Here is a 26030-nt window from a genome sequence, read left to right as displayed (position 1 = left end):
ATATACGCCTGTTTCATGTAAAAAGCTTTTTTAAAAAATAGTGCAGAAAACCTGCAACATCTTTTGGCACAGCAGAATATTCCTTTGCTTTATCCCAGTACAAACAGTGAATGAATAATTTTCGTTTTTCGGGATCAACACCTATTGTGAGTGTTCCAGGCGATAGCGTTATTGAATTTGCCAGTAGATACACACCCATCTCATCGTTAATTTCCGGATCAACTTTTACAATAGCGGGTTTAATTTTCCCAGTAATAATTCTGTAAAGTACTTCCAGATTAGCTATCAAAAGCGCTACAAAAAAAGGGCCAATGAAATATAATACTATCCCCACATAAAAAAACGGATTCAGTAATTTTCCGGTAATTTTTATTGGTATAAGCCAGTAGGTGACAGATGCCAAAATGATACTAATTACAATCCCAAAAATTAATTCTTCATACGACCAGAATAAAATATCGTTTCCAGAACCCACTGTCAATACCAGGTAAGAATAGGCAGCTACCAGTGTATAAAACAATACAGCTAAAAGCTTGTCTTTATTTTCAGATTTCATTTACACACCATTTTTTAATCCTTGAAAAACTATACATTGCCCTTGCTATTAATACAAGCGTTTTTTACAATAATTTAGATATGAAAAAAAGAGCATAGCATATAGAACATACTTTTCAAGCCTGCAATACGGTTCACACAATTGCCAGATTGCCCCCTGAAATAGAAATATCTAATCAAAAAAGCTGGATGTTCTATAATCTTAAGCATAGTTATTCATTATACCCACATCCTTCATAAGGGCTTATCTTTTCTTCATGTGCCAGTTCAATTCCCTCATAATAAGGGAAATCTCTACACATGCGAGGCCTTATTTGGTATATACTGCATACACCAAGTCCATTGCTGTCACGTGTAAAATGCTTGCATACATAATGGTAAGGTAAATCCTCAGAGGGATTTTCATATTTAAATGTTAGCATGGGGTAAATGAGGTATATTTCTGAAAATTTTGGGTCAACTGAAGGGAGTTTTCGCCAATATTCATAGGCTTTTTTAAGCATTTCTGGTGATTCGGCAAGTCGTACATCATTGCAGCATGTTCCGCATCGTTTACATTCCATATTCGTTAGCAAATCTTTTTGACATCATTCAAGCAACAAAAAAAACTTGCATAAATTACGCTTTTCATACGATATAATACAATAATAGCATATTTAATTTTTATTGCAATTTATTCTACATTTTTAACCATTGCCCTAAATCATTATACACTGATAGTATTTGTAAAGGAACTATGAAGGTAAAGCTTAAAATAATAAAGAGTGAAATTGAGCGACAGCTCAAAGAAAAATATTATCTTAAAAAAAAGCAATGGGCCAAAAAATGGGACAAATTCCTTGAACATGGCCATGAAAAAATGACAATAATGTTCATTCCGCATAATGAACAGAAGATATTTAATTTTCAGATTTCTCGTTTTACAATACTTTTTTTTAGTTCATTAATGGTTATAGTTATTGTTACATCTGCCTATGCCATAATAAAAAATGCTGCAGTAAAACGGGAAGAAGAGCGATTAATGTCAAATTACAAAGATATTCGGTCACAACTCATACGTTTTGAACAATTGACAAATGAACTGGAAAAAGAATTAGATGACATAAAACCCGACATCGAAGATTTGTATGAATTAGCAACCAATAATAACAACACACAATCAATATGGGAATCATCAATGATTCCGGTTGAAGATCCTGCAATGCGACAATACTCAGCAATTCTGCCCTCTGAAGTAAAAACACTGCGCGCTCTTCAAAAAGATTTAATTTGCACCACAAATACCGTTAAAACAATTAAGAATTTCATTGATGTCCGTAATAAAGTAATATACGACACACCATCAATAATACCTAATCCTGGCCACATTACCTCACTTTTTGGATGGAGGCGTTCGCCATTTGGTTTTGGAAGAGATTTCCACTCTGGCATTGACATAGCAGCGCCTCAGGGCACAGAAATTCGTGCGACAGCTCCTGGTGTAGTGGTATCATCATCATGGGGTGGCGGTTACGGCTACATGGTCAGGATTAAACACAAATATGGCTATGAAACAATATATGGACACTGTTCCAAGATAATAGTGTATCCAGGGCAGAATATCCAGAAAGGGCAGGTTATTGCCTATGTTGGCCAAACCGGTTCGGCCACAGGCAGTCACTGCCATTATGAAATACGTTTGGGAGGGGTGCCAATTAATCCTTACCCTTATATGAGCAAGATGTGGTAATAGTATTATTTCCCAGTGCCATACATGCTTTTTATTATAACACATGAAATCACTATCCAATATCATCGTTATTGGTGTACTGCTGACATCAGCAACTGCCATAGTCATTTCCCAACAACCAACTTCCTCTTTTAGACAATTAATAGATGAATACATTTCAACATACAAAGTAATAGAAAAAAAAACAGATGTCCCTGTTGAAACAGTGCCAGCAGTTGGAGATGACACACAATCACCCTTTGAATATAATCAGGGTGATTGGACTAAATATATCATTGATCCTCATTACAAATATACCATTCCCGGCACTGAAACCTTATCACAAGAAGAGCCTTATGATATCCTCTCCTATGGATCAATGAACCTTAACCTTAAATATGGAAAATCTTTTTTTACTAACAATAAGTATAAGCGATTTGATGAGGATAAACCCACTTCAACATTAATTCAACAAGGATTTAGTCCCGAACAGACTATGCAGTTGCATATCGAAGGGAAAGCAGGGCGACGACTCACACTTTACATAGACCATGACAGCCAGCAGCGTACCAACACCTATATTATGCAATATAAAGCTGTAGAAGATGATGAAGTGTTGCGTGAAATCAATGCTGGTGATATAACCATTAAAGTGAACAAATCAAAATATGCCGTATACGATGATACCTCATCAAAAGGTATGGGAATTGATTTTACTATTAAAAAGGGTAACTTGCAATTAAAAGCATTTGGCTCCGTTGCAAAGGGAGTCAGCGAAATAGAACGATTTAAGGGAAACTTCTCAAGCGCAAGCATTACATTGCAGGAATACCAGTATACCAAAGCCACCTACTATCAGTTGGAACCTTTCAAGCGTTATGATAATAGTGATACTCCACCAACAAATTATTATACAACCATTACCTGGACTTCAACACCTGCTATCCCTTCTACCTACACACCGTATCCTGTGGGTATCGATAGCTCTGGTTTTGAACTGTATGCTGATGAAGCTATCACACAAAGTAAAAGTGGATTGCTGGAACTTCGCAAATGGGATGATCCTTCTATTATTTTGGGATATTTCAGAAGATTGCAACAGGGTTCTGATTACACCATAAACTTTTCCACAGGTACTATCGCCCTATTAAAATCTTTTAAACCTCAAGCAAAAATATTTGCAGTATATACGCGTAATGGTGGAAGCACTCAAACCTCTGACCCTTCTGCAATCACTACACACCCACAATTTCCAGGCAAAATATGCGTGTTTATTAAATATGGCCCGTCAATTCACGAAGATGTCAATTTTAATGGTACCCTTGATCCCGGTGAGGACACTAATAATGACGGTACACTAAATTTAGACATCTATGAAATTCGCGGGATATACTCTACAGGCTTACAAAATATACGTGCTGAAGATGTAAAAATATCTTTTTTCAATAACCTTTTCCCAATGTCTCAATCTGATATACAAAAATTAGGCAATTTTAATGTGGATTATAATTCTGGTACTATCACTTTTAAGCTGCGCGAACCCTTTAAAGGTCTATTGCCTGCACAATCACAAAAAATTATCTATACTGAATCACAAAATCAGCAGGCGTTTACAGTTTCACAGTATAAAATTGGCATTGCAGGATACAGCCAGTCACGTGGGTTTCAGCTTAAACACGTCAACATAATCCCTGACACAGTACGTGTAAAAATTAATGGCATACAGATTGCAGAAAGTCTATACAGCGTTGACCCTACATCAGGTTTTTTCCAGTTCACCAATTCTGGCAATCCAGTCATAACACCTGAAACCGATATTGAAGTAAGCTACCAGTATCTTCCCTTTGAAGGGCAGGCACAGCAGTTTATCGGTGGCATGCGTGCTGATTATGCTCTCAACAAAAACATTAATGTAGGTGGTACAATCCTGTATACCACACAGGGCATGGCATCCACTGTTCCATTGTTAGGGAACGAACCAACGCAAACAACTGTTATTGAAGCCGATAGCACAGTAGAGTTCAGCCCTCATGATATATCAGCCTTAGCATCAAACATAACCAATTCTGATATATCAGTGCCTGCAATGTTCAAAGGGTATGCAGAATTTGCAAAAAGCTATCACAGCATCAACACTTTTGGCAAAGGCCTTATTGATGATTTTGAATCAATCTATTCAGGTCTTACGCTGTCAATGTCCGAGAAAGACTGGATACTTGGTTCATTGCCAGCCGGTATTACACAGAACGATCGTGCGCGAATTTATTATAAATTCTACCGTGATATTAATAATCCCCAAACACTGTACGGATTAAACTTTACCCCTATTAATGTTCCCTATTCAAAAAAGCCTGGTCCGTACAATGTTGCCACAGGGCATATAGCGGAATCCATACAAACAGAACAATCCCAGCGGTCTTTAGGGTTAAATTTTGACTTCAGCACAGGTGAGTATATCTCCATTGTTACCCGTACATTATCGCCCAAACCAGTTGATCTTTCTACAATTGAATATGTAGAGATATGGTATCGCAGTACTGGTGGCACAGGAACCATTGACCTTTATTGCGATATTGGCAGTATAAACGAAGATAGCGACGGGGATGGGATCCTTGACAGTGAAGATAGCAACCGTAATGGATTCTTAGATTATGATACTAACCGGAATATATCCGAAGATACAGGTTATATTTTTAATAATCCATCTTTCCCAACTACAGTAGGGTCAGGCCCAGGTTTATCATCCACCACCATTGGCGATGGAGTACTCAATACCGAAGACTTAAATGACAACGGTATGCTTGATACTGGAGAACAGTACATACGAATCCCTGGGCTACCATCTCCTCTCTCAGTAAATTTGGCAGATACCTCATGGAAAAGCATCCGTATCTATGTGAATAAAAACAACCCCTCATTATATGCTACAAATCCAGATGCGTTTTATGATATATTGAAAAAAATATATTCAATTCGATTGATATTACACAAAGCAACAGCAACTTCAGGTACAATCCTTATTGATACAATACGTTTTGTTACCATGCACTGGCAGGTTGATAGCATTGATGGGATAAGTGGCAGTAACACAGATAAAGTCAAACTCACACTCATTGATTCATTTAATGATACAGACTATGCACAGGAATCATTTGCGCGCATAAAAAGCGACGTGTATACAAGTCTCTATGGCGATAAATCCAAAAAAGAACTCACCCAAACTATGGAATCTGCTCTCAAAGTAACATATAGTGCGATTAGTTCAGCTACTATCAAGCGAAAATTTCATAAACCCATGGATTTGCGTTTTTATCGCAACATACATAGCTGGATTAACATGCGAAGTTTTACACCAGGGGATATTCTTACATTTCGTATACATTCATCTGACAGTGATTACCTGGAATATTCCTACACCCCTCAACTGCTGCATACCTGGGAAGATATTGTATTATCACTCCAATGCAAGAATACAAACGTACAGTTTAAAAAAAAGGAAGGAGAACCTGATCTCAAACGGATAACTGCCATCACAGTTTCAGTTGAAAATACCACTCCCACAAATGGTGAATTCTGGCTTAATGATATTTACACCAGTGACCCTATGACACTTGAAGACACTGCATCATGGTATGAAGGTACAGTAAAAATAACAAAACCTATTACCCGCACTGAATCAGGTACACCTGTATTATCCGATATTACCGTATCATATGTAAAGAAAAAACACGGAAATAATTTTTATACGATAGGGCAGCCATATAATGATATATCCGAAGACTACAATCAGGCAACATTAACTTGCAGTGTTCTTCCATACTGGCACACATCATTTGATTACATACAGGAGCAATCAAGGACTGATAGTCTCAATGAACAGGTTAGCCCTACAAAACGGGGAACAACCAATATACAACAATTCCACTTTTCATCAACTCTGTCACCACCAGATACAGCTATTCCACAGCTTAATGTACTGTACAATTATGAAAACTTCACTAACAGACAGGCGTATTATCAGGACATTAATACATTTGATAATGATACAAGTAAAACAACACATCAAGCAACAGTAGGATTACAACAATCATTGCATGATATAGTAGGGGGAGATTTATCGTACAGGATATTTCTGGATGCTTCATTTAAGGAAGACATATTTAAAGAATACAGCCAATCATTAACATCAGGATACAATACACAAAAAAAACAGCGCCAATCATGTTCAATAAATATCAATTATCAATTCACCCATTTTTTTATTTCTCCCAGAATTCAACATGTATCTGAAGAATTCCTTACCTACTCAGGTACAGTTACTGATATTAATCCAGTTTTATCAAATGAGATAAGCTCTGGCTTCCATATCCCCTTTCTTTATAATGACACAATCCGGTTCATTGAGCGGTTAAAAAAATACTCACTTGCCTTGGGACTGCAGCGCTATAAATTTATAAACCCTACAATAACGTATGAATTTTCGTATTTTGAAAATCAATTTAAAGACCTACTGCCTTATGATAACTGGCTACACTACGGTTTCAAACGTACCCGATCCACACAAGGATTTTTATCCAATACACTTTCATTGCCCATCAATCTCCAATCATACTTTCCCAGCATAAAAAATTGTTCAATTAATTATACCAGGAGTAGTACACTCAATGAAATTAACGTCCCTTATGAAGGTGAATCCATCAACTTTTATGAAGAAAAATTTGGTGCTGGTCGTTACTGCAATGCATCTGCCAATTCAATATATAATTTACTACAATATCCTCCATGGTATTTCTTTAAGGGAAGATCAAATTATGCCAGAGGGCGTGATTTTGTAACATATACGTTATCTTCTCAACCAGTAGTTAACCAGACCACATTTTCAGAATACAATAACTACTTCAGGCTTTTAGACAATGTATCATTTGCAATCAGCTGGGAGCTATCTCCATTTATAATTTTTGTAAATAGCAGCCTCCACTCAGTATCAGACCGCAATGGTGTTAACTCACCATCCCAGCAGGTAGTAACCTATACACTAGTCTCATCATTGTCTTGCGATTTAATGAAGATATTTTCATTTGGCTTTTTCAGGCCAAACAGGCCCAACCTCCCATATCATTCAGCAACAGCACTATTTGAATACCAGTTTAATAAATATTTACGAATCACATCTAATATACTGATAAATGAGCACACACCAAGTATTGGAACAACATTCAAGTGGGATAGGTCAAGCATAGCTACAAAATTTGGTATAAGCTACCGCTCACAGCAATGGTATGAATTCATACCAATTGAAGAAGACAAGCGATCAGCAAAGGATGATATCTATTACTATAATATGACTATGCAACCACCATATACCAACATTGATAAAGGGTATACGTTTTCAACTATATATGAAACGGATGTCCCTTTTATATATGATTTTTTCAGTATCTGGTACACATTGACAGCGCTGCCTATATTCAGGTTAGAATATCTTATGACGCTAAACCGGTATAACTATACCTATTTTACTTCACCTGAACCCTATGATCTCTACAGTATCTCATCCAGCCTGACAATAAACATGCATAAAAATGTACAAGGACAATGCATAGCGCGTGGGATTCTGGAACGATTCAGAAATAGGGAAACAAATGGTATTAACCGTGAGATCATATCATACGAACTGGGTTTCCAGTTTAGCTTGTTATTTTAAAACCCCGGTTTTAATTTTTATTTAAAGCCAAATAGCTGCTTTAATATATTTTTTAGTTTTTTAAATTTACTCTGCAAAGCTATTGCAAAACTATGGTCTCTTTGATTCTGCAAAATAGCATTTGTTGTAATTTCTATCACTTCCCACAATTTATCCTGATCAGGACAATGGACAAAATAATCAATATGAACCTGAAATGCTCCCTTATATTTACGTCCACCCCCATCAGGAGTAATATTTTTAATAAGCTCATTTAAATCAAAGTCTTCATTTTTTGTTCTAAATGATGCATCTATGTCCAATTTAGTGTGGTTATTATGGTAGACTGCTCCATATACTACAACAAGCTCAACATCGTTGTTTTGCAAAAGATAATCAGCTATTATGGCGATAGTATCTCGATACTTTTCTTCAACAAATCCAACACCTGCAATAAGCCAATCTTTATAATTGACAGCATTATTCATTGCTTTTTGTAGCAGGGCAACTGTATAAGGAGTTAATGGTGTATTTTCAATTTTTTGAATTGATGCTATATCACAATATGGTTTTATATATTCAATAGCCACTGTATCATATTCATTCATGTGGCTAAAACCATCTGAATCTGTTTTTATGCCAACATACAATATAGTAGAAAGCTCCGAAATATCGTCCATCGATAAAAAGGATATATGCTGCATTAACAGCACACAAAGCGTACTGGTTGACGATACTTCATCTGTTAAAATTCTAATACTTGCAGGAACATCATGTTCTGCAGGAGTGTGATGATCTAGATGAATAATGCAGGGAGTGGAAGAAAATTCATCTTCAAGCCTTGCTGTTTGATAATCACATACTATATATCCCGAATATCGTTTCAATTTTATTTCATTTATACTTGCAACAATTTTCACCGGTATGTTAAACATTGAAATTAAAGCTCTATTAGATGGTAAAGATGCAGGCATGAAACAAAATATTGAAGCATTGACATGCATTATGGTACAAATTTTCCAGAAAAAATATGAAGAAGCTATAGCATCCGGATCAGGTGAGCCTTTGATTATAATTGCAACATTTTCCTGTCCCTGCAATAGTGCTATAATATTTTTTGCCAATCCTTCAAAATCAATATTCATCATCATAAATATATTAAAAAGGGAATTTTTCCTCAATCAATTCTAAAAATAATAATACTTATATCTTCTTTAACTGCTGTATTACTTGTGTATGTCTCTATATCTGCAGTGATACGACGGATTAAAAGAGCAGGGCTTTCGTTATTATGGAGCCTTATCAAATCTTTAATTCTTCCAACAGCATATGGCTGCCCCATCTGATTCACAGCACCAGTGATTCCATTAGAGTAAATACATCCAACACATGGTCCTTTAACAATATATTCTTTTGACTCATAAATAAATTCTTTTTCAATTCCTATTGGTATACCTTTTGTATCTAATTCTACAAAACTGTCATTATTAATTTCATACATTATCAGAGGATTAAATGCAGCATTGATATACTTTAATGATAACGTCTCAGAGTTAAAGGTAAAACAAAAAGTTGTCGCATATCGTTCAGTAAATTTTGATGTACATACTACCCAGTTTAATAACTGCATTATTTTTTCTGGTGTATCATAGGTTGAGGATAATGATTCAAAAGCAGCATAAAGCTCCAATGCCAGTACCGCAGCATCTACTCCACTGTATGAGCAATCCGAAATTAAAAAAGCAAGCGCATTCTTATGTAAAACTTTTGCACTAAAGAATTCACCCCCTAAATTTGAATTGTTCATAAACAACGAACTCATTCGTATATGTTCAATAGAGGGCAACTGTCTTGGTATAATTGAATTTTTTATGGCACTTACTACTAAATTATCATGTTCACCTATCTGTTTTACCTTTACCTCTTCAATCTGAAGTGAATTAATGAGTGCATTATTAAATTTCACGCGGTACAATTCCATAAACTCAATTTCATTAAACGTATATGGCCGCCCCTTTCTATGAGGCCCTAAAAAAAGAATCCCAATAAGCTTGCCTGACTGGTCAAAACATGGAAGAATAACTTCAATTGAATTATTTTTTATCAATGTAAGTACATCATCAAATGGTCTTATCATTGCATCAGTATAGAACAATGATTTATGTATGGTTGTTTTAACAGTCTGGCATAATTGAACTAATGAATCATCCAAGGATATCCTCTTCAATTGAGGCTGTTGACCTACAGTGTGGCTTAATATATATGCTTTTTCTGATTCATTGTACATTAAAAAGCTTGCAAAAACAACATTAAATAAATATTCAAGCGATTCCATAGTAGTTGTAAAGAACCTGTCCCAGTAGGTTGGATCGCCTTCAAATTCTTCAGTTTGCGATAATGCCTGAATAAAATCGTTAAAACGTTTTTCTAAATGGGCATATTCTTGTTTAATAAATTTTTCTAAGTACGGTTGTACAACCCTGGTAAAAAATATTAAATATATAAAATTTAAAAATGCAACAGCAACTGCAGGTATCTGTCCCCCTGCCAAAAAATAACGGTAACTATTGATAAGAATCAAGTAGGTTGGAAAAACAGTGAACAACAATACAATTGCATAAAAAAATATTTTAAGATAAAACTCTTTAAAGTTGAGATACCGCTCATCAGATATAGCATAATTATTGATATATAACAATAGCAACGCTGCTGAAGAAATCCCCAAACTGTGATATTCATAGCGGTGAAAAACATAGGGCATAATAATAAACGACACAAGTATAATTAACGCACCTACATGATTTCCCATAAACACATAAAAAAGCTGATATCTGAATGAGGTATTTTCCAACCGGCGCACTTTGTAGAATAGGGTTAAGAAAGTGCCCAATATATAAAGAACAAACACAATCAGGTACAGTAGTACAAATTGACCATAGGTAAACTGTAGATGAACATCAACCAAAGAAGCAGAAAGAATAATTCCATTGGTTGCTATAGTAACTAGAAAAGTAATAATGCCAGGAATTGCTGATAGTATAATAACGAGTAAAGGGCTCCTTTTTTCCCAGCGTGGGAATATCTGTGTATAATGGAAGAAGGATTGATTAATAATTATAATGAGTGCAAAATATAAGCGTGTTACTACTGTAACATCAATACCTGGTACATAAATAGGTATAAGTAAACATAAGATCATCCCTGCAGTAAGCAAAGCTATAAATGAAAATAACCTGTTTACTGCATAGGAAAACCGTTTCAGTACATTAACCAGTACCACATAAAACGCATACACAATTGTGAAACTACATATCAGGGTAACAATATATTTCAAAGTTAAACCTTCCGATATCTATTGTTGTATTGTTTGCTAGTAAAAACAAGCTACTTGTACAATAGATATCGATAAATTTCAAGCTAAATACTACAATAGCTATCGCCTTTATTATTATACAATACCTTTATTCATTAACTTTTGTTTTATTTTAATATTAATTTCTTTAATCTTCCTTTTAACGCTATAATATGGAACTCCCTGCTCTGCAGCAAGCTGTACATATTTTTTATTGTGAAAATATTTGTCAAACACCAGATTTTGCTCATGATATTCAAGCTCATGTATAACATCGTAAAGAGTACTGACAACCATCCCCTCAATTATTGTGTCTTCAATATTTTTGTTGCATATATCAACAACTATATCACTATCACATAGAGTACTTGTATAGACTTCTTTGCAATTCTTTTGGCGTGCAATCTTTTTACGCATATGTGAAATGCAACAATGTCGTGTTGCCTTCCCAATATAGTTTTTGGTTTTATATGAATGTGGATCTGCGGAAAACCCAACGTTAAGCAATTTAAGAAAAACATCATGAAAAATATCCTCAATATCGTCTTTATCTGTGTAAAACCTTTTAATGATACTTCGAACATAACTTCCGTATAGAACATAACATTGTGCAATACAATCTGAACTTCTGTTACCCATATCTCCTCCAAAGTATTCCATAATTTATACCTATTTTTTAAGTGCTATAACATAAATATTATTTATTTTCTTCTCATTTTATGATATATCTGAAATTGAGAAAAATTTTTGATATATTAAAATAAACTTTTTTTTATTAGGATGTAAAAATATGCTCAAGCCACCTTTATCTATTCAAACCACAACGCTATGGAATTACCCTTCACAGCATTATGGTAATACACAGCAGGGGGATCAGAACTACCCTGGCGCTACACCATCATATGTTATCTGGAATTTACTTATGCGCTATACCAATAAAGGCGATCTTGTAGTCGATCCTATGTGTGGCAGCGGCACCACCATTGACGTCTGCAAAGATATTGGCAGAAAATGTCTGGGCTATGATATTCATCCCTACCGAAAAGATATAATAAAAGCAGATGCACGGAAATTGCCCCTTGAAAATAACAAAGCAGACTTTGTCTTTATTGACCCTCCCTACGGCGACAACATCACCTACTCCAATGAAGCATTATGTATAGGCAAATTAAAGGCCACAGAACAAGATTATTTCATAGCCATGGAGGAAGTAATTAAGGAGATTCATAGAATATTAAAACCAAAGCGGTATATGGGATTGTATGTGTGCGATTACTTTAATAAAAAAGACGGGTTTGTTCCCATTGGTTTCCATCTGTTTTTACTACTGCTTAAATATTTTTCTGCCATTGATATTATTGCAGTAGTGCGCCATAACAAAACATTGCAGATGGGCAAGTACCACAAAGCTGCCCAAGAAGGTAATTTCTTCTTAAGAGGATTTAATTATCTTTTTATAATGTATAAAAAGTAAAATTTTATAAAATAAGCATTTCATTACCCTGTATATCATATACCTTAAAACTTTGGGGTAAGGTTACATTAAATTGAAAGCCTTCATGCCACATACCTTGGCTATCTCGAAAATACCATACCTTTTCTCTACAGGATTTTTTATAAAAATCACTATGCTCTTTCATCTCACCTGCATCAATTGTTGCTGGATTCTTCACCCTATTTATAAAACGGCATAGTTTCCACAATGCCGCAATATCCTCACGACTAAAATTATCTCCAAAATAATACAGGGCACTGCCTCTGCATAATCTTCGGTCTTTGGGTAAACCAATAGCATCAAATAATTCAAGCCCGGGAAGCATATATAAAGGCGAAAATCCTATTAAAACAGGTAGCTTTGCTAAAAAAAGGATATCCTCAACACAGGTTTCAACAGTAGAACCCGGTAGCCCCGCTATGAGATACACAACCACTTTTACTTTCCCCGCAGAATGTTTTGCAATAGTTTTGATTATTTCTTTTACATCAGGCCTGTGATGTTGAGCAACTACTGTATTTTGCGAAGAAACCAGGGAAAGGTTAAATTCTAAAAATCCAGCATTAAGAGCATCATCCAAAACTGAATGAAGATTGAAAGCGGTTACGCCATTCATACATAAAAAATGCATTCCTTTTTTATGGTAATATTTCAAAAGCGATAGCAACTGTAATGCAAATCCTTTGTGGAATAAAAAATTGTCATCCTCAAAATTGACTATTTTCACTCCGTGTGCATACAGATATTCTAATTCTTTTTCTATTGATTCAAAATTCCGCTGATAGTAACGATACCGACAATGTATTGAACAAAAATCACAACGATACACACACCCTTTGCTACAGATGATATTTGCTATTCGTGCACCATAGTAGGTATACCAGTGCCTACGAGAGGGGAAGCTATTTACAAAGAATTCGTTATATTCTGAATTCTTAGTAGTAATCAGTTTAGGCAACCTAGATGTATTATTGCTATCTATCTCACGCAGTATCTCAGGCAGTATCACATCTCCATCTCCACTTATATAAAAATCAGCACTGCCATTTTCAATTACCGTTTTTTCTGCCCATACAGCCCATCCTCCCACAATAACTATCGCCCCGGTTTCTTCTTTAATTTTTTTAACCAGTAACTCAACATCATGGTGATATGCCGAGAAAAGAGAAGAAATGCATACTACATCATACGCATGTTCCTTAACAAATTTTGATATTGTTTCAAATGAATAACCATATCGTTTAAAGCCATAAAGAAGACTAAACCATGAAGTATCCTTAACATAGATATGTTTCAGATAATCAAATATGTGTGGGGTAGGTATCATTTTTGTGGTGCTGTTACACCGTGCATCAAACATATCTACCGTAAGCCAATCATACCTCAACAAAGCTTCCCTAATATACAAAAGCCCAAGGGGTTCAGAACGGTGAAAGCTATAATAAAAATCAAATACCGGAGGTGATACCAGAAGTACTTTTAGGGACATATACTTAATGTTTTATCTTTGTTCCACGGAACAATATCGTTGTTCTTCCTATCTGTATTTCATCCCAGTCTGAGAGAGGTTTGGGACGCAATAACTTCTTGTTATTCAAAAAGGTACCATTATCGCTTGCACAGTCAAAAAGATAATATGTATTTCCAATTTTTTTTATTTTTGCATGTTTCAGGGATACTGCATCATCATTAATTACTATAGTATTCTCCTTATCGCGCCCAATTGTTACTTCATCCCATATTAGAGGAAATTTTTTCCCTGTTTCAGGGCCACTTTTTTCAACAAGCCAAGCATTTGTATAACTGTATTCAGGAGATGTTGCCAAAAGTAATGTATCTGCTTCTTTTTTTGTCATTTCATCTTTTTCATACAGTACGGAATAATAACGCTGAATTGGTTTTGGTATCCTATGCATGGTGATGAGCTCAACTATCTCTCTCCATTTATTTATAAATATCAATATAACTATAACAAGCGCCATGATCAATAGCACTACAATCCCAGCAAGTACCACAAAGGGAAGCTCATCAGTAAGTGAATAGGTATTACGTGCTATTGCGTACTTTACGTGTACAGTATCATTATCCTGAATAGTTTTATATTTGAATTGTACTTCAATGGAATGTATTGCACTATCATGTTTTTTGGATGTGAAAATAATCTCAAATGGGATAACGGATGACTTTCCTCCCTGAAGCAAATTAAGTACAGTATGTTCTATCCCTGCATCAGCAACAAGAAGCTTCCCTTTTGTAATTTTGCTTAACCGGCTAACAACCGCAGCCTTTGAACAGCGCTCTGGTACAATTGTATATATAGGGATAGAATGTTCACGGGCATTGCTGATAATGTCATCTGGTAACATAAAACTGCCTTCATCCCTCCCATCGGTCAGCAGTATAATGGATCTTTTCCCCTCATAACGCGCTAGTTCCTCTGTAGCTGTAAACAAGCAGTTGAACAATTTTGTGCGCTTACCATGCTGCTGTATTGTTTCAATAGTTTCATGATAATAGTATCTATTTTCTAAAAAAGAACCTAATTTTACAACCTCATCATTAAATTTATACAGAATAAACTTATAGTGTTCAGGGCTTTTACTGATTACGTTCAATGCTATTTTTTTAAGTTTTAAAAAATTTTTCTTGGATATACTTTTACTTGAATCTACACAAACAGCAATATAACTATCTGCTATAGAAGTTTTTAATTCAAAATTCTTAACTTTTGTGCCATCCTCTAGAACTGTAAAATGTTCTTTTGTTACTGCACCAATATCAGTGCTTTCTGGTTTGTTGATAATACCTTTTATATTAATCGCTGGAAATGAAGTTACATCGATGCTATCAATCGTAATAATTGGCTTTGCAGTCACAATAACAGGCAAAATTAAAAACAAACAAAAAATAGCTAAAATATCCTTTTGTTTTGTATTCATTGTTTTTTCGTTATTTCATCATTTAATAACAAATACTTTCATTTAATCTTTATTTCAGTACTACTACTTGTTTTAAAAAAATTTATGAGATATTTACAATTTTTATGACTTGAAATTTACTACTCTGTTTATACTATCGGTATGACCTAATTGTGAATGCAATCAAATTTTATTCATGAGCGCAATCTTTAACCTGCCCCTGCAAAAGTTTCACAGCATGAGGCAGCGCATCCTGGATAACTTCAAGATTTTCTACAACAGCTTTTGGACTACCCGGTAAATTAATAATAATTGATGAGCCTCTAATCCCTGCAATTGCCCGTGACAACATTGCATGTTTTGTGATTTTAAGTGATTCCTGTCGCATTGCTTCAGTAAAGCCTGGAGCATATCGTTCAATAACATCTGAAGTTGCCTCAGGTGTAACGTCTCGATGAGCAAATCCTGTTCCTCCTGTAGTGAGAATACAATTAATATTTTTTGCACACAGGTCTCGCAAGGTGCGTGCGATCATCTCGCGCTCATCTGGCACAATGATATATTCTACAACATCATACCCTCTGCTATGTGCCCACTTCTCAATAGCCTTCCCTGAAAGATCCTCACGCTCTTTATTGTACGACCTATCACTTACAACAACTATTGCTATAGTAATCATATTATCCCTCTATTTCTATGCTTTTTACTGTAAGTTCCCTCCCTGAAATAATGGTCACATTTGGTGAAGAACATTGTGGGCAACTGAATTGCCAATCATTTTTATTGAAATTGAATGTATTCCCACAATCATCACATGCAAGCGATGCCTTCACCGTTTCAACAACAAGTTCTGCTTTTTCTGCAATAGTATCTTTACTGACAAAATCAAAATATGTTTGCATCCACTCTGGAATATAATCAGATAGTTCCCCTACCAGAAGATGAATTTTTGTTACCTTCGTTGCACCATTTCGTGATGCATGCTGTATTACGATATCAAGAACATTAGACATAATTGATAATTCATGCATTGTTTCCTCACAAATGCTAATCGTTTTTCTGGAAACTATCGATATGTAAATATGGACACATCGTATTTACATTCTTGATAACCGATAGTAACCATGAAAAACAAATTTGATTCTTATATTACTCATAACATTCATTATATCGATTACTGCATAGGGCAACTAAAAAAAGATATTATTGCAAACCAAGAGTCATCCAATTTCATTCAAACAATACTTGAATATTTACTTTTTAATAGAGAAATTCCATTACCATTATCTGAACAAGGAAAATTAGCATGCAATGATCTTTTAAAGGTAATCCAAAAATGGGACATAATACAATATGGCGATATTGCTGGCTATATTTATCAACAGCTAAAAGATACAGATGACAAAAAAAAGAGAGGACAGTATTTTACACCACCTGCAATTGTTCAGTATATGGTACACAATGCACTTCAGCACTATGATAATCCATATACTATGAGGATTTTAGATCCTGCATGTGGTTCAGGCCAGTTTTTAATATATATCTTTCAATATTTATTAACATTATACAAACACCTTGGCATACCTGAAAATGAATCTACCAATATTATTTGTCATACCAATCTGTATGGTTATGATATAGACCCTATAGCCTGTATGATTGCTCAGTGGAATATACAAAAGATATCAGGAAGAAAAACTAACATATTTCATAAAGACACCCTTACATCCGGCGATCTTTTTAATAGACAATACAATTCTATGCTATTTGATGTTATTATTGGTAATCCACCATGGGGTGCATATTTTACTAAAGAGCAAAAACAATATTTCAAACAGCATTATATTTCAGCTTTAAGTGGTATTAACAGTTTTACACTATTTATTGAAAAGTCATTGTCTTTATTACGAAATCATGGGATATTATCATTTCTTATTCCAGAAGCATATCTCAATATCAAAGCGCATCAGAAATCAAGAGAACTAGTACTATCGCTTTCGGTGATTAAGGAAATAGTACAATGGGGAGATTGTTTTAAAGGAGTATATGCACCGGCGATATCATTAACAATTCAAAAAGAGCCGTGCAAAGATGTTCGTAAGAAAAATATTGTACATATAAAACACGGGAAATCTTTAATAAATCTTGCTAAAAATACCGCTCACCTAATACCACAACATATGTATAGTGAATCATATCAAAATATATTTTCAATTAATTATTCACGAAAAGCTGTTGCCTTATTAGAACATATTCAGTCCCTTTCATACATTACACTAAAAGACAGAGTAAAATTTTTTCTTGGAATTGTTACTGGAAACAATGAACACCACATAAGCAATACCAGAGATAGTTTGCATCCAGACCCAATAATTGTAGGCAAAGATGTCGAAAAATTTCGAATTACTTTTAGTGGTCATTATTTCAAGTACAATGTGGCTACATTACAACAGGTTGCCGAAAAGAGTTGTTACCTAACTCCCAATAAAATAGTATACAAATTTATTGGCAAGCATCTTACGTTTGCTGTAGACCCTCATGGATTTTATACTTTGAATAATGTTAATGGATTTATCCCTCTTAGCCCAGATTTGGATCCGGATATTCTTACTGCAATCTTAAACTCACGCCTTCTTCAATATATCTATGATACTCAATTTTTTACTGTAAAAGTGTTACGCGGGAATCTTGAAAAATTACCTATAAAAATAATTAATTCATCTAATAAAAACATGTTAAAAAATTTATCCCTAACACTAAGGGAAGAAACAAATGAGCATAAAAGGAAACTATTAATGGACTCAATTGATGATATTATTTATCATGAATACCATATCAGTGATATTGTTGCTCATCATATTAACGATACAATGGAACATTTCAATTCAATTGCATAAATAAAGTAATTACATATTACCTTTAAAAATTATAATGCCATCAATGCTATTATCATTCTTATCATCAATAAAGGCTATTCCTTTTGAAGAATATATGCATATCTTCCCATCTGCCCCAGAAATACTCAACATGCCCTCATTCCCATAATGATATACTATTGCCTGTAAACCCTTAGATAGTGGTATTCCTTCAATCAATATGCCAGTGGAATTCCATACTACAATAAATGATACTTTTTCTTTATATATTCCAATAAATGCTGATGGGCTCTTGTATATATATAGATAATTAAAGTGAAGCTGTGATGGAGAATTTATTTTTAATACATCTTTAAAAAATTCATGGACAACACTTTTTGTTTTTTCAAAAGGCTTGCCCTTTATCAATACGACCTCACGTTCAGGCATACCGATTACTATGCCTGAAGCACCTGTGCCAGGTACAATCAATGTTTCATCTTTTAGTACTATACTATGCAGGCTACTCTGGTTTTCTGCATACACCGCACTCAAATACAGAGCAAGTACATACCAAATAATATACATTGATAGACGTTTTATCTTCTTCATACATTCATTTACCCTCTTATCTTATCAACCTCCCTTTTGACTATAGCATACTTTCTTGGATATTGTAACGGTGTTGGCCCATCCTTGATAAAAAGAAAACCTTCATCAATGCCCTTATTCATAGCTTCTTCAAAAGTTGCCACATGTCCACATAGAGCATGGGAATGCTTTTCCAAATACTCTACAAGTGCTTTTACATTTCTTTGTGATAAATTAGCTACTTTATGATCGTGCAATGTATTAATATTATTCGTCATTCTGCTATTGTTTTTGCTTATTATTGCATTTTCTTTATAATTTGTAGAATATAACTTTGAAGCGTAATATATATACAACCAACCTGCTATTTTGACAAAGGGCAATCCATATTCAAGTGCCATATACGGATGCGCAAAAGCCCTGGCTACTGCAAAATCAAACTTGTCCCTATATTGATTTTCATGTGCCATTTCCTCTACTCTGCCCTGTATAACCATAGTACTGTGGGCAAGACCAAGAACACCTATTGCTTTCTCAATAAATTTAATCTTTTTATTATTTGAATCAACCAATACACCATTGATGTTCGTGCCAAAATATAATAACAATGGAATGCCTGGAATTCCCGCTCCTGTGCCTATGTCAATAAAGGATGTTCCACGTGGAACATTGATATTTTTAAGTGGCAAAATACTTTCAACAATAAGCTGATTATAAATTGAATCGACATCTTTTAACCCGGTAATATTTATTATTTTATTATATTCAAATATCAAATAGGCAAAGTTTTTTAGTTTTTCTTCTATTTCTACTGATAATGCCAGCATAACGGTACCTTTCATATATTTAAATTAAATAAATTATATCTTAATTTGTAATAAAGTAATGATCATATTCACATCACAAATAAATTGCAACAATAAGATGTTGTTTTAATGTAATTTATAAATATATTTACTCATCTATTACATTCTTTCAGAATGCAGTATATAAATCCTTACTAAATTGCACACTTTAATACTTTCATTATCAAGCTATAAGGATCACTTATATATTTTAATCGCCAATATTTATAGCCACTAATCAAGCCAGTCCATTCATGAAGATAATATTATACCAAACGATATTATTTGAAAATTTCCATATCTTCAAGCATAAATAAAATAATTATATTCAATAATTTAGTTGGTATAGTGTATAATTGAATATGATAATGCGACATAATGTTCCACGTGGAACATCATTTTTTGTAAAATATTTAACTAATTTCAGTTTATTTAATTACTTTTTTTTCTGCTTAACGATTCTATATGTACTAAGACTATCGATATATCTGAAGGATCAACTCCTGAAATGCGCAACGCTTGCCCTATTGTTTGAGGCTTTATTTTTTTCAGTTTTTCGCGTGCTTCATTTTTAAGCCCAATGATACTATCGTAATCAATAGTTTCTGGAATCTTTTTGTTTTCCATCTGCTCCAACTTTTTTACTCGTTCCATATCTTTCCTGATATATCCTTCATACTTGATATTCATCTCAACAATCTTAGCTTCCTGCTCATTCATTATAAGGGTACTATCGCTTTCAACAATAAAAGACATGACATCATGCATGGTTATTTCAGGGCGCTTTAACAGTTTTCCTGCTAGGATCTGGTGTTGTTCTTCTATCTCTATATTCTTATCTCTGAGAATATCCTTCATTTTTTCATTAATTACAATGGTCATGCTATTTATTTTAGCGGTAAGTTCCTGTATTCTTTTATACTTTTCAACGGTTCTTTCATATAGTTCCTTATCAATTAGGCCTATCTGATAACCATACTTCATTAACCGTTCATCAGCGTTATCCTGCCTTAGTAACAGCCTGTACTCGGCCCGGGATGTGAACATCCTGTAAGGTTCATCAGCACCTTTGGTAACCAGATCATCAATGAGCACTCCGATATATGCTTCAGAACGTTTAAGCACCAGAGGTGGCAATCCCAATAGCTTATTACCTGCATTTATTGCAGCAATAATTCCCTGTGCAGCTGCTTCCTCATACCCTGATGTCCCATTAATTTGCCCTGCATGATATAATCCTTTGACCCTTTTGGTTTCCAATGTATGATATAACTCTACCGGTGGCACATAGTCATATTCCACAGCATACGCAGGACGCATTACTTGCACTTCCTCTAAGCCAGGGATAGTTTTAATCATTTCTAATTGTACATCCTCAGGTAATGAGCTAGAAAATCCATTTATGTAGTATTCATTTGTGTGTAATCCCTCTGGTTCTAGGAACAGTTGGTGGCGATTTCGTGAAGAAAAACGGACAACCTTATCCTCAATTGATGGACAATATCGTGGCCCTATACCTTTAATCTTGCCTGAATACAATGGGGATAGATGCAGGTTATTCATTATAATTGTATGAGTCTTGTCAGTTGTATAGGTAATATAACAGGGCACCTGTGGTCTATTAATGGATTGTGTCCTGTACGAAAATGGTGTGGGAACAGGGTCAGGATGTTGCACTTCACATTTACTAAAATCTATTGAATTACCATTAACCCGTGGAGGGGTCCCTGTTTTTAACCGTCTTACTGGAAAGCCCAATGCGCGCAATGAATCCGAAAGCTTCTCAGATGAAAAATCACCCAGTCTCCCTGCTCTCTCATTATAATTGCCAATATGGATAAGTCCCTTTAAAAATGTTCCTGTACACACTATAACTGCTTGTGCGACATGTTGCTGTCCTCGTATGGTTTGAACTCCTTTTACCGTATCACCTTCAACAATAATTTCGTCCACAATATCCTGTATCAATGTTAAATTCTTCTGTTTTTCAATAACTTCCTTCATCCTGAGTTGATATTGCTTTTTATCGGCTTGTGCACGTGGTGCCCACACTGCTGGCCCTTTACTTTTGTTGAGCATCTTATAGTGAATACCCGTTTCATCTATTGTCAATCCCATTTGTCCACCTAATGCATCAATCTCTTTCACTAGATGCCCTTTTGCCAACCCACCTATAGCAGGATTACAACTCATCTGGCATATAGTATCAAGATTGCCAGTCAAAAGTAGTGTTGCAAAACCCCGCCGTGCAGATGCCAGTGCTGCTTCGGCCCCAGCATGTCCTGCACCTATGACTATAATGTCAAAATATCGTATCATAGTATTTAACTATCTCTTACAACATTTTCTTTAATTATGCTTGAATTAAACACATAGTGTGCATACTATTATCAATTAATAATACCTTTTTTTCTGTGAAAAAAAATTTTTTACTCTATAGCATAGTCGGGAGGCACCTATGGCAATAGACAGAAGCGCTATTGTGAAACACATACACATACAGAAAGGGGATATAACTAAAATAGAGGTTGATGCGATAGTCAATGCGGCAAACCCCTCTTTGCTTGGCGGCGGGGGTGTTGATGGTGCAATACACCGTGCCGCAGGTCCACAGCTTTTGGAGGAATGCAGGGCTTTAGGTGGCGCACAGCCTGGCGAAGCCAAGATCACTAAAGGCTACAGACTCCCGGCAAAATATGTGATCCATACGCCTGGCCCAGTATACAGAGGAGGAAAGCACAATGAGTCTAGTATATTAAAGAATTCCTATTATAACAGTATGAAATTAGCAAAAGAAAAAGAATGCAAATCAATTGCATTTCCAGCTATTTCTACAGGTGTATATGGCTATCCAAAAGATGAAGCATGCAGGATAGCTCTTTCAACAGTGATTGAATTCATGGAAAAAGAAAATTTTCTTATAGATGTGTACTTTGTCCTTTTTGATGATGAGAACTATGGATTATACCAAAAATATTTACAGGAGCTCTCTTAAATGAACTATTGCGAATCGTTACAATTTTTTTCCAACAAATTTAAAAGCATTGTATGTATGGGCCTTGACCCTGTTATTGAAGATATACCTTTTAAAAAAGAATCTCCACGTACAACGATAGTTGCATTTTATGAAGGAATACTTAACAAATGTTTGCAGCTTGGGGTTTTCCCTGCCTGTGTAAAACCAAATTATGCTTTTTATGCACAGTATGGCATTGAAGGAATTTTTGCATTATGTGATGTCATAAAGCTTTTTAAAAATGAAGGGATTCCTGTTATACTGGATGTAAAACGAGGAGACATTGGCAAAACCGCAACAGCGTATGCAAAAGAAGCATTTGAATTCTTTGATGCTGACGCTGTCACACTTTCGCCCTACCTTGGATATGACGCAATTCAACCATTTACAAGCACTTACCCGGATAAGGGTTGTTATGTTCTTGTTAAAACATCCAACAAAAGTTCGGTAGAAATACAGGATATTACTGTTAATGATACACCATTATATTTTATAATTGCAAAAAAAATTATTGAGTGGCATTCTCCCGGTATTGGAGCTGTTGTTGGCGCAACATTCCCACGACAACTCAACGACATTATACAATTGTTTGATGAATCAGGGAAAGACATCCCATTGCTCATACCCGGTATTGGTACACAGGGAGGAGATATTGAAGCAGTTAGTGCATTATTAAATAATACCCGTACTAAAAGCCTTCATCGTGTAAATGCTTCTAGCAGTATAAATTATGCATATAAGGAGCCGCAGTATAGCTTGCTGGATTATGCCAGTGCAGCAGTAGAGTCTTTAAAAATATTAAATGAAACGTTGGGATATTAACGAATAATGACACCGGGCATTGAAAAAAATTATCAGATTTTTATCGTATCTAAAGATGAAGATTCTATTAGCACCATCACAAGGGTTTTTTCAGATTCGCTATATACGATAACAATTACAAAAAGCGGCATGGAAGTACTGAGCCTTATATCATATAAATTGCCCCATATCATATTAATTGGTACTGACATTGCCGACATTAATGCATTTGAACTTGTGAGCCTAATTAAGAAAAATTCAATAACCCGTTATGTTCCCTGTATTGTCTTTGGCCAAAATAACGAGATACATGACAGAATCTCAGCAATTGATGCAGGAGCAGATGGGTATCTAGCTGTACCCTTTAAAAATGAAGAGTTACACTCTTTAGTCCATGCAAAATTAGTACAGCATGATGAGCTTTATCTGCTGTCAGTCACTGATGACCTCACTGGCCTTTTTACTAGAAAAGAATTTTTTCGTCGCTTTTCATTTGAGATTGAAAGTCACATCCATAGCTGTGTCTGTATAGCTATTATTGATATTGACCATTTTAAAAATATCAACGATACTTATGGTCATCCAATTGGAGATATTGTGCTGATTCAGTTAGCTAATATGCTAAAATCACTGCAATCAAATAACTTTACTCCTGCCCGCTTTGGCGGTGAAGAATTTGTAGTCATATTCCCAGGGCTTCAGTCAAATGAAGCAAAAAAAATTATAGACCGCATCAGGCTTCAATTTTCAAGTATCAGCTTCAAAACCAACACTCCCGATAAAACATTTTCAGTAAGCTTTTCTGCAGGCATTTCAGAGTATCCCTCTATGGGTACCAATCTGTCAGAATTGCTATCACGTGCTGACCAAGCTTTATATTCAGCAAAAACTGATGGAAGGAATCGTGTATACACTTTCAGCCCTATCATGTCCAGAAATGATAAATTCTGGGAATACATTAAAACAAATAAAGCAATTAAAAATATATTCATTGACCCATTCCTTCATGAACCTGTGACAGGCTACCATTATCTTCCAGTTGTCCTTGAAAATCTGCTATCTTTTGAAACATCAATAGACGCGATTGGCGTGTTAATTATAAAAATTATGCCACTTATTGATTTTTACCAATACAGGGGATACAAAAATTTTGAATACGATATAGAGAATATTGCTCTACTGATCCCTAAGATTTGTGAAATACATTTTCCCTATGAACGATATGTAACCGTTGCGGATCTTTATGATTATGAAATAGCAATTCTTTTTCCATTTCCTTCAACATTAAAAACCAACATTTCTGAATTTAATAAATTATGTAAAGAAATTGTTCTGGATATTTCATTGCAATCCATACATCATCATATTGATATTCACTATGCTCATGGAGTTGTCCCATTTCACAAAAACCGTGCCAGAAAAATACTACAAGAAATTAAGTCAATTAAATCATATTTTGCCCCACTATTATCACTTCCAAATGAAGCAAACATAGTGACTTCATTTTTACACGCAATTCATTCCAAAAAAGAAATCAGCGATTATCTCTTTTTTATGCCGGTGTATACAACAAGCTTTAAAAAAACGATGTATCATGTATTAAGCAAGCAACTTGTTTCAGCAAAAAACTTTTTTGATATTATGACAAAAAATGCGATAACAGCCGCTAACCATTATATGCAATTTATTTCGTCATTGTCTGAAATTATGATAGCACATCATATACAATTACCTGTCATTATTAACTGGATTTCTGCAATTGATCTATCATTACAAATTGAAACACTGCATACTATTTGCACCAAACTTTCACTCAAAAAAGTTATCTTAGCTATTGATGAAATAGACTTGAATTCATTTAGTACCCAATTTGAGAGATTATCTTTAAAAAACAATTCATGTATTGAATTTGCAGTTTCAAATTGCTATATTGGAAGCAACTTGTTGCAATACCTTTCTACAATTGAATTCTCTATGGTGATACTTTCCGAACATATGATCCGAAACATCCATTATTTTAAAGATAGAATAAAAATTATAAACGGGTTGCGATTATTCTGTGATCAAATTAATCTTCCGTTATATGCTCCAAATATTCTAAAGGATGAAGAATATCGCATAATCAAAGATATTTATATAGCGTATTCCTCTGGTCCATATATTGAACAACAATTTTCACTTTTCTCTGCGGCATCAAAAACAGTATGAAGG

The 26030-nt window shown here is 34.8% G+C and carries 19 protein-coding genes; 7 read left to right on the top strand and 12 right to left on the bottom strand.

Annotated elements, in window-relative coordinates; all coding sequences use genetic code 11:
* Nucleotides 1-13: 13 nt before the first annotated feature.
* Together N3F66_00405 and N3F66_00400 are read right to left on the bottom strand one after the other, a co-directional pair.
* Nucleotides 14-556: a Na+/H+ antiporter subunit E gene (locus N3F66_00405; GenBank protein MCX8122608.1), complete on the bottom strand. Its 543-nt coding sequence runs from the start codon at nt 554-556 to the stop codon at nt 14-16.
* 211 nt (nt 557-767) lie between these two features.
* On the bottom strand, nt 768-1118 hold the full coding sequence (locus N3F66_00400; protein ID MCX8122607.1) for a YkgJ family cysteine cluster protein: 351 nt from the start codon (nt 1116-1118) through the stop codon (nt 768-770).
* A 173-nt stretch (nt 1119-1291) separates the two neighbouring features.
* Between N3F66_00400 and N3F66_00395 the strand changes: the two genes are divergently transcribed.
* Together N3F66_00395 and N3F66_00390 are read left to right on the top strand one after the other, a co-directional pair.
* On the top strand, nt 1292-2284 hold the full coding sequence (locus N3F66_00395) for a M23 family metallopeptidase (GenBank protein MCX8122606.1): 993 nt from the start codon (nt 1292-1294) through the stop codon (nt 2282-2284).
* A gap of 43 nt (nt 2285-2327) precedes the next feature.
* Nucleotides 2328-7967 (top strand): hypothetical protein, encoded by a 5640-nt coding sequence (locus N3F66_00390; protein ID MCX8122605.1) that lies wholly within the window; start codon nt 2328-2330, stop codon nt 7965-7967.
* A gap of 17 nt (nt 7968-7984) precedes the next feature.
* Here N3F66_00390 and N3F66_00385 read toward each other — a convergent pair whose 3' ends face one another.
* From N3F66_00385 to N3F66_00375, 3 genes are all read right to left on the bottom strand, one after another.
* Nucleotides 7985-9091 carry a DHH family phosphoesterase gene (locus tag N3F66_00385; protein ID MCX8122604.1) on the bottom strand — a complete coding sequence of 369 codons (1107 nt, stop codon included), beginning with the start codon at nt 9089-9091 and terminating at the stop codon, nt 7985-7987.
* 32 nt (nt 9092-9123) lie between these two features.
* Nucleotides 9124-11280, bottom strand: coding sequence for a serine/threonine-protein phosphatase (locus tag N3F66_00380; GenBank protein ID MCX8122603.1), 2157 nt, complete (start codon nt 11278-11280; stop codon nt 9124-9126).
* A gap of 114 nt (nt 11281-11394) precedes the next feature.
* Nucleotides 11395-11937 carry a sigma-70 family RNA polymerase sigma factor gene (locus N3F66_00375; GenBank protein MCX8122602.1) on the bottom strand — a complete coding sequence of 181 codons (543 nt, stop codon included), beginning with the start codon at nt 11935-11937 and terminating at the stop codon, nt 11395-11397.
* A gap of 151 nt (nt 11938-12088) precedes the next feature.
* On the opposite strand from N3F66_00375, the gene N3F66_00370 reads away from it, so the two are divergent.
* Nucleotides 12089-12772 (top strand): DNA methyltransferase, encoded by a 684-nt coding sequence (locus tag N3F66_00370; GenBank protein MCX8122601.1) that lies wholly within the window; start codon nt 12089-12091, stop codon nt 12770-12772.
* Between the two features lie 4 nt (nt 12773-12776).
* Here N3F66_00370 and N3F66_00365 read toward each other — a convergent pair whose 3' ends face one another.
* From N3F66_00365 to hypA, 4 genes are all read right to left on the bottom strand, one after another.
* On the bottom strand, nt 12777-14282 hold the full coding sequence (locus N3F66_00365; protein MCX8122600.1) for a radical SAM protein: 1506 nt from the start codon (nt 14280-14282) through the stop codon (nt 12777-12779).
* Between the two features lie 4 nt (nt 14283-14286).
* The gene (locus tag N3F66_00360; protein ID MCX8122599.1) at nt 14287-15732 is read right to left on the bottom strand and encodes an FHA domain-containing protein; all 1446 of its coding nucleotides are present in this window, start codon (nt 15730-15732) and stop codon (nt 14287-14289) included.
* A gap of 169 nt (nt 15733-15901) precedes the next feature.
* Nucleotides 15902-16390, bottom strand: coding sequence for a MogA/MoaB family molybdenum cofactor biosynthesis protein (locus tag N3F66_00355; protein MCX8122598.1), 489 nt, complete (start codon nt 16388-16390; stop codon nt 15902-15904).
* A 1-nt stretch (nt 16391) separates the two neighbouring features.
* Nucleotides 16392-16742 carry a hydrogenase maturation nickel metallochaperone HypA gene (gene hypA / locus N3F66_00350; protein MCX8122597.1) on the bottom strand — a complete coding sequence of 117 codons (351 nt, stop codon included), beginning with the start codon at nt 16740-16742 and terminating at the stop codon, nt 16392-16394.
* 93 nt (nt 16743-16835) lie between these two features.
* Between hypA and N3F66_00345 the strand changes: the two genes are divergently transcribed.
* Nucleotides 16836-18608, top strand: coding sequence for an N-6 DNA methylase (locus N3F66_00345; protein MCX8122596.1), 1773 nt, complete (start codon nt 16836-16838; stop codon nt 18606-18608).
* A gap of 9 nt (nt 18609-18617) precedes the next feature.
* Here the strand turns inward: N3F66_00345 and N3F66_00340 are convergent, their stop codons facing one another.
* The 3 genes from N3F66_00340 to mnmG form a co-directional block, all read right to left on the bottom strand.
* Nucleotides 18618-19178: a hypothetical protein gene (locus tag N3F66_00340; protein MCX8122595.1), complete on the bottom strand. Its 561-nt coding sequence runs from the start codon at nt 19176-19178 to the stop codon at nt 18618-18620.
* Between the two features lie 8 nt (nt 19179-19186).
* Entirely contained in the window at nt 19187-19984 is a 798-nt protein-coding gene (rsmG, locus tag N3F66_00335) for a 16S rRNA (guanine(527)-N(7))-methyltransferase RsmG (GenBank protein ID MCX8122594.1), read from the bottom strand.
* A gap of 450 nt (nt 19985-20434) precedes the next feature.
* Nucleotides 20435-22321 carry a tRNA uridine-5-carboxymethylaminomethyl(34) synthesis enzyme MnmG gene (gene mnmG, locus N3F66_00330; GenBank protein ID MCX8122593.1) on the bottom strand — a complete coding sequence of 629 codons (1887 nt, stop codon included), beginning with the start codon at nt 22319-22321 and terminating at the stop codon, nt 20435-20437.
* 139 nt (nt 22322-22460) lie between these two features.
* On the opposite strand from mnmG, the gene N3F66_00325 reads away from it, so the two are divergent.
* From N3F66_00325 to N3F66_00315, 3 genes are read left to right on the top strand one after another with little or no spacing between them, the layout of a single operon-like run.
* On the top strand, nt 22461-22997 hold the full coding sequence (locus N3F66_00325; protein ID MCX8122592.1) for an O-acetyl-ADP-ribose deacetylase: 537 nt from the start codon (nt 22461-22463) through the stop codon (nt 22995-22997).
* The gene (pyrF, locus tag N3F66_00320) at nt 22998-23840 is read left to right on the top strand and encodes an orotidine-5'-phosphate decarboxylase (GenBank protein MCX8122591.1); all 843 of its coding nucleotides are present in this window, start codon (nt 22998-23000) and stop codon (nt 23838-23840) included.
* A gap of 6 nt (nt 23841-23846) precedes the next feature.
* Nucleotides 23847-26027 (top strand): diguanylate cyclase, encoded by a 2181-nt coding sequence (locus tag N3F66_00315; GenBank protein ID MCX8122590.1) that lies wholly within the window; start codon nt 23847-23849, stop codon nt 26025-26027.
* The last annotated feature ends 3 nt before the right edge of the window (nt 26028-26030 follow it).

It is taken from the genome of Spirochaetota bacterium (genome assembly GCA_026414805.1).
Lineage (GTDB): Bacteria > Spirochaetota > UBA4802 > UBA4802 > UB4802 > UBA4802.
Note: the sequence above shows the minus strand (reverse complement) of the source record. Positions and strands in the feature narration are given on the sequence as shown.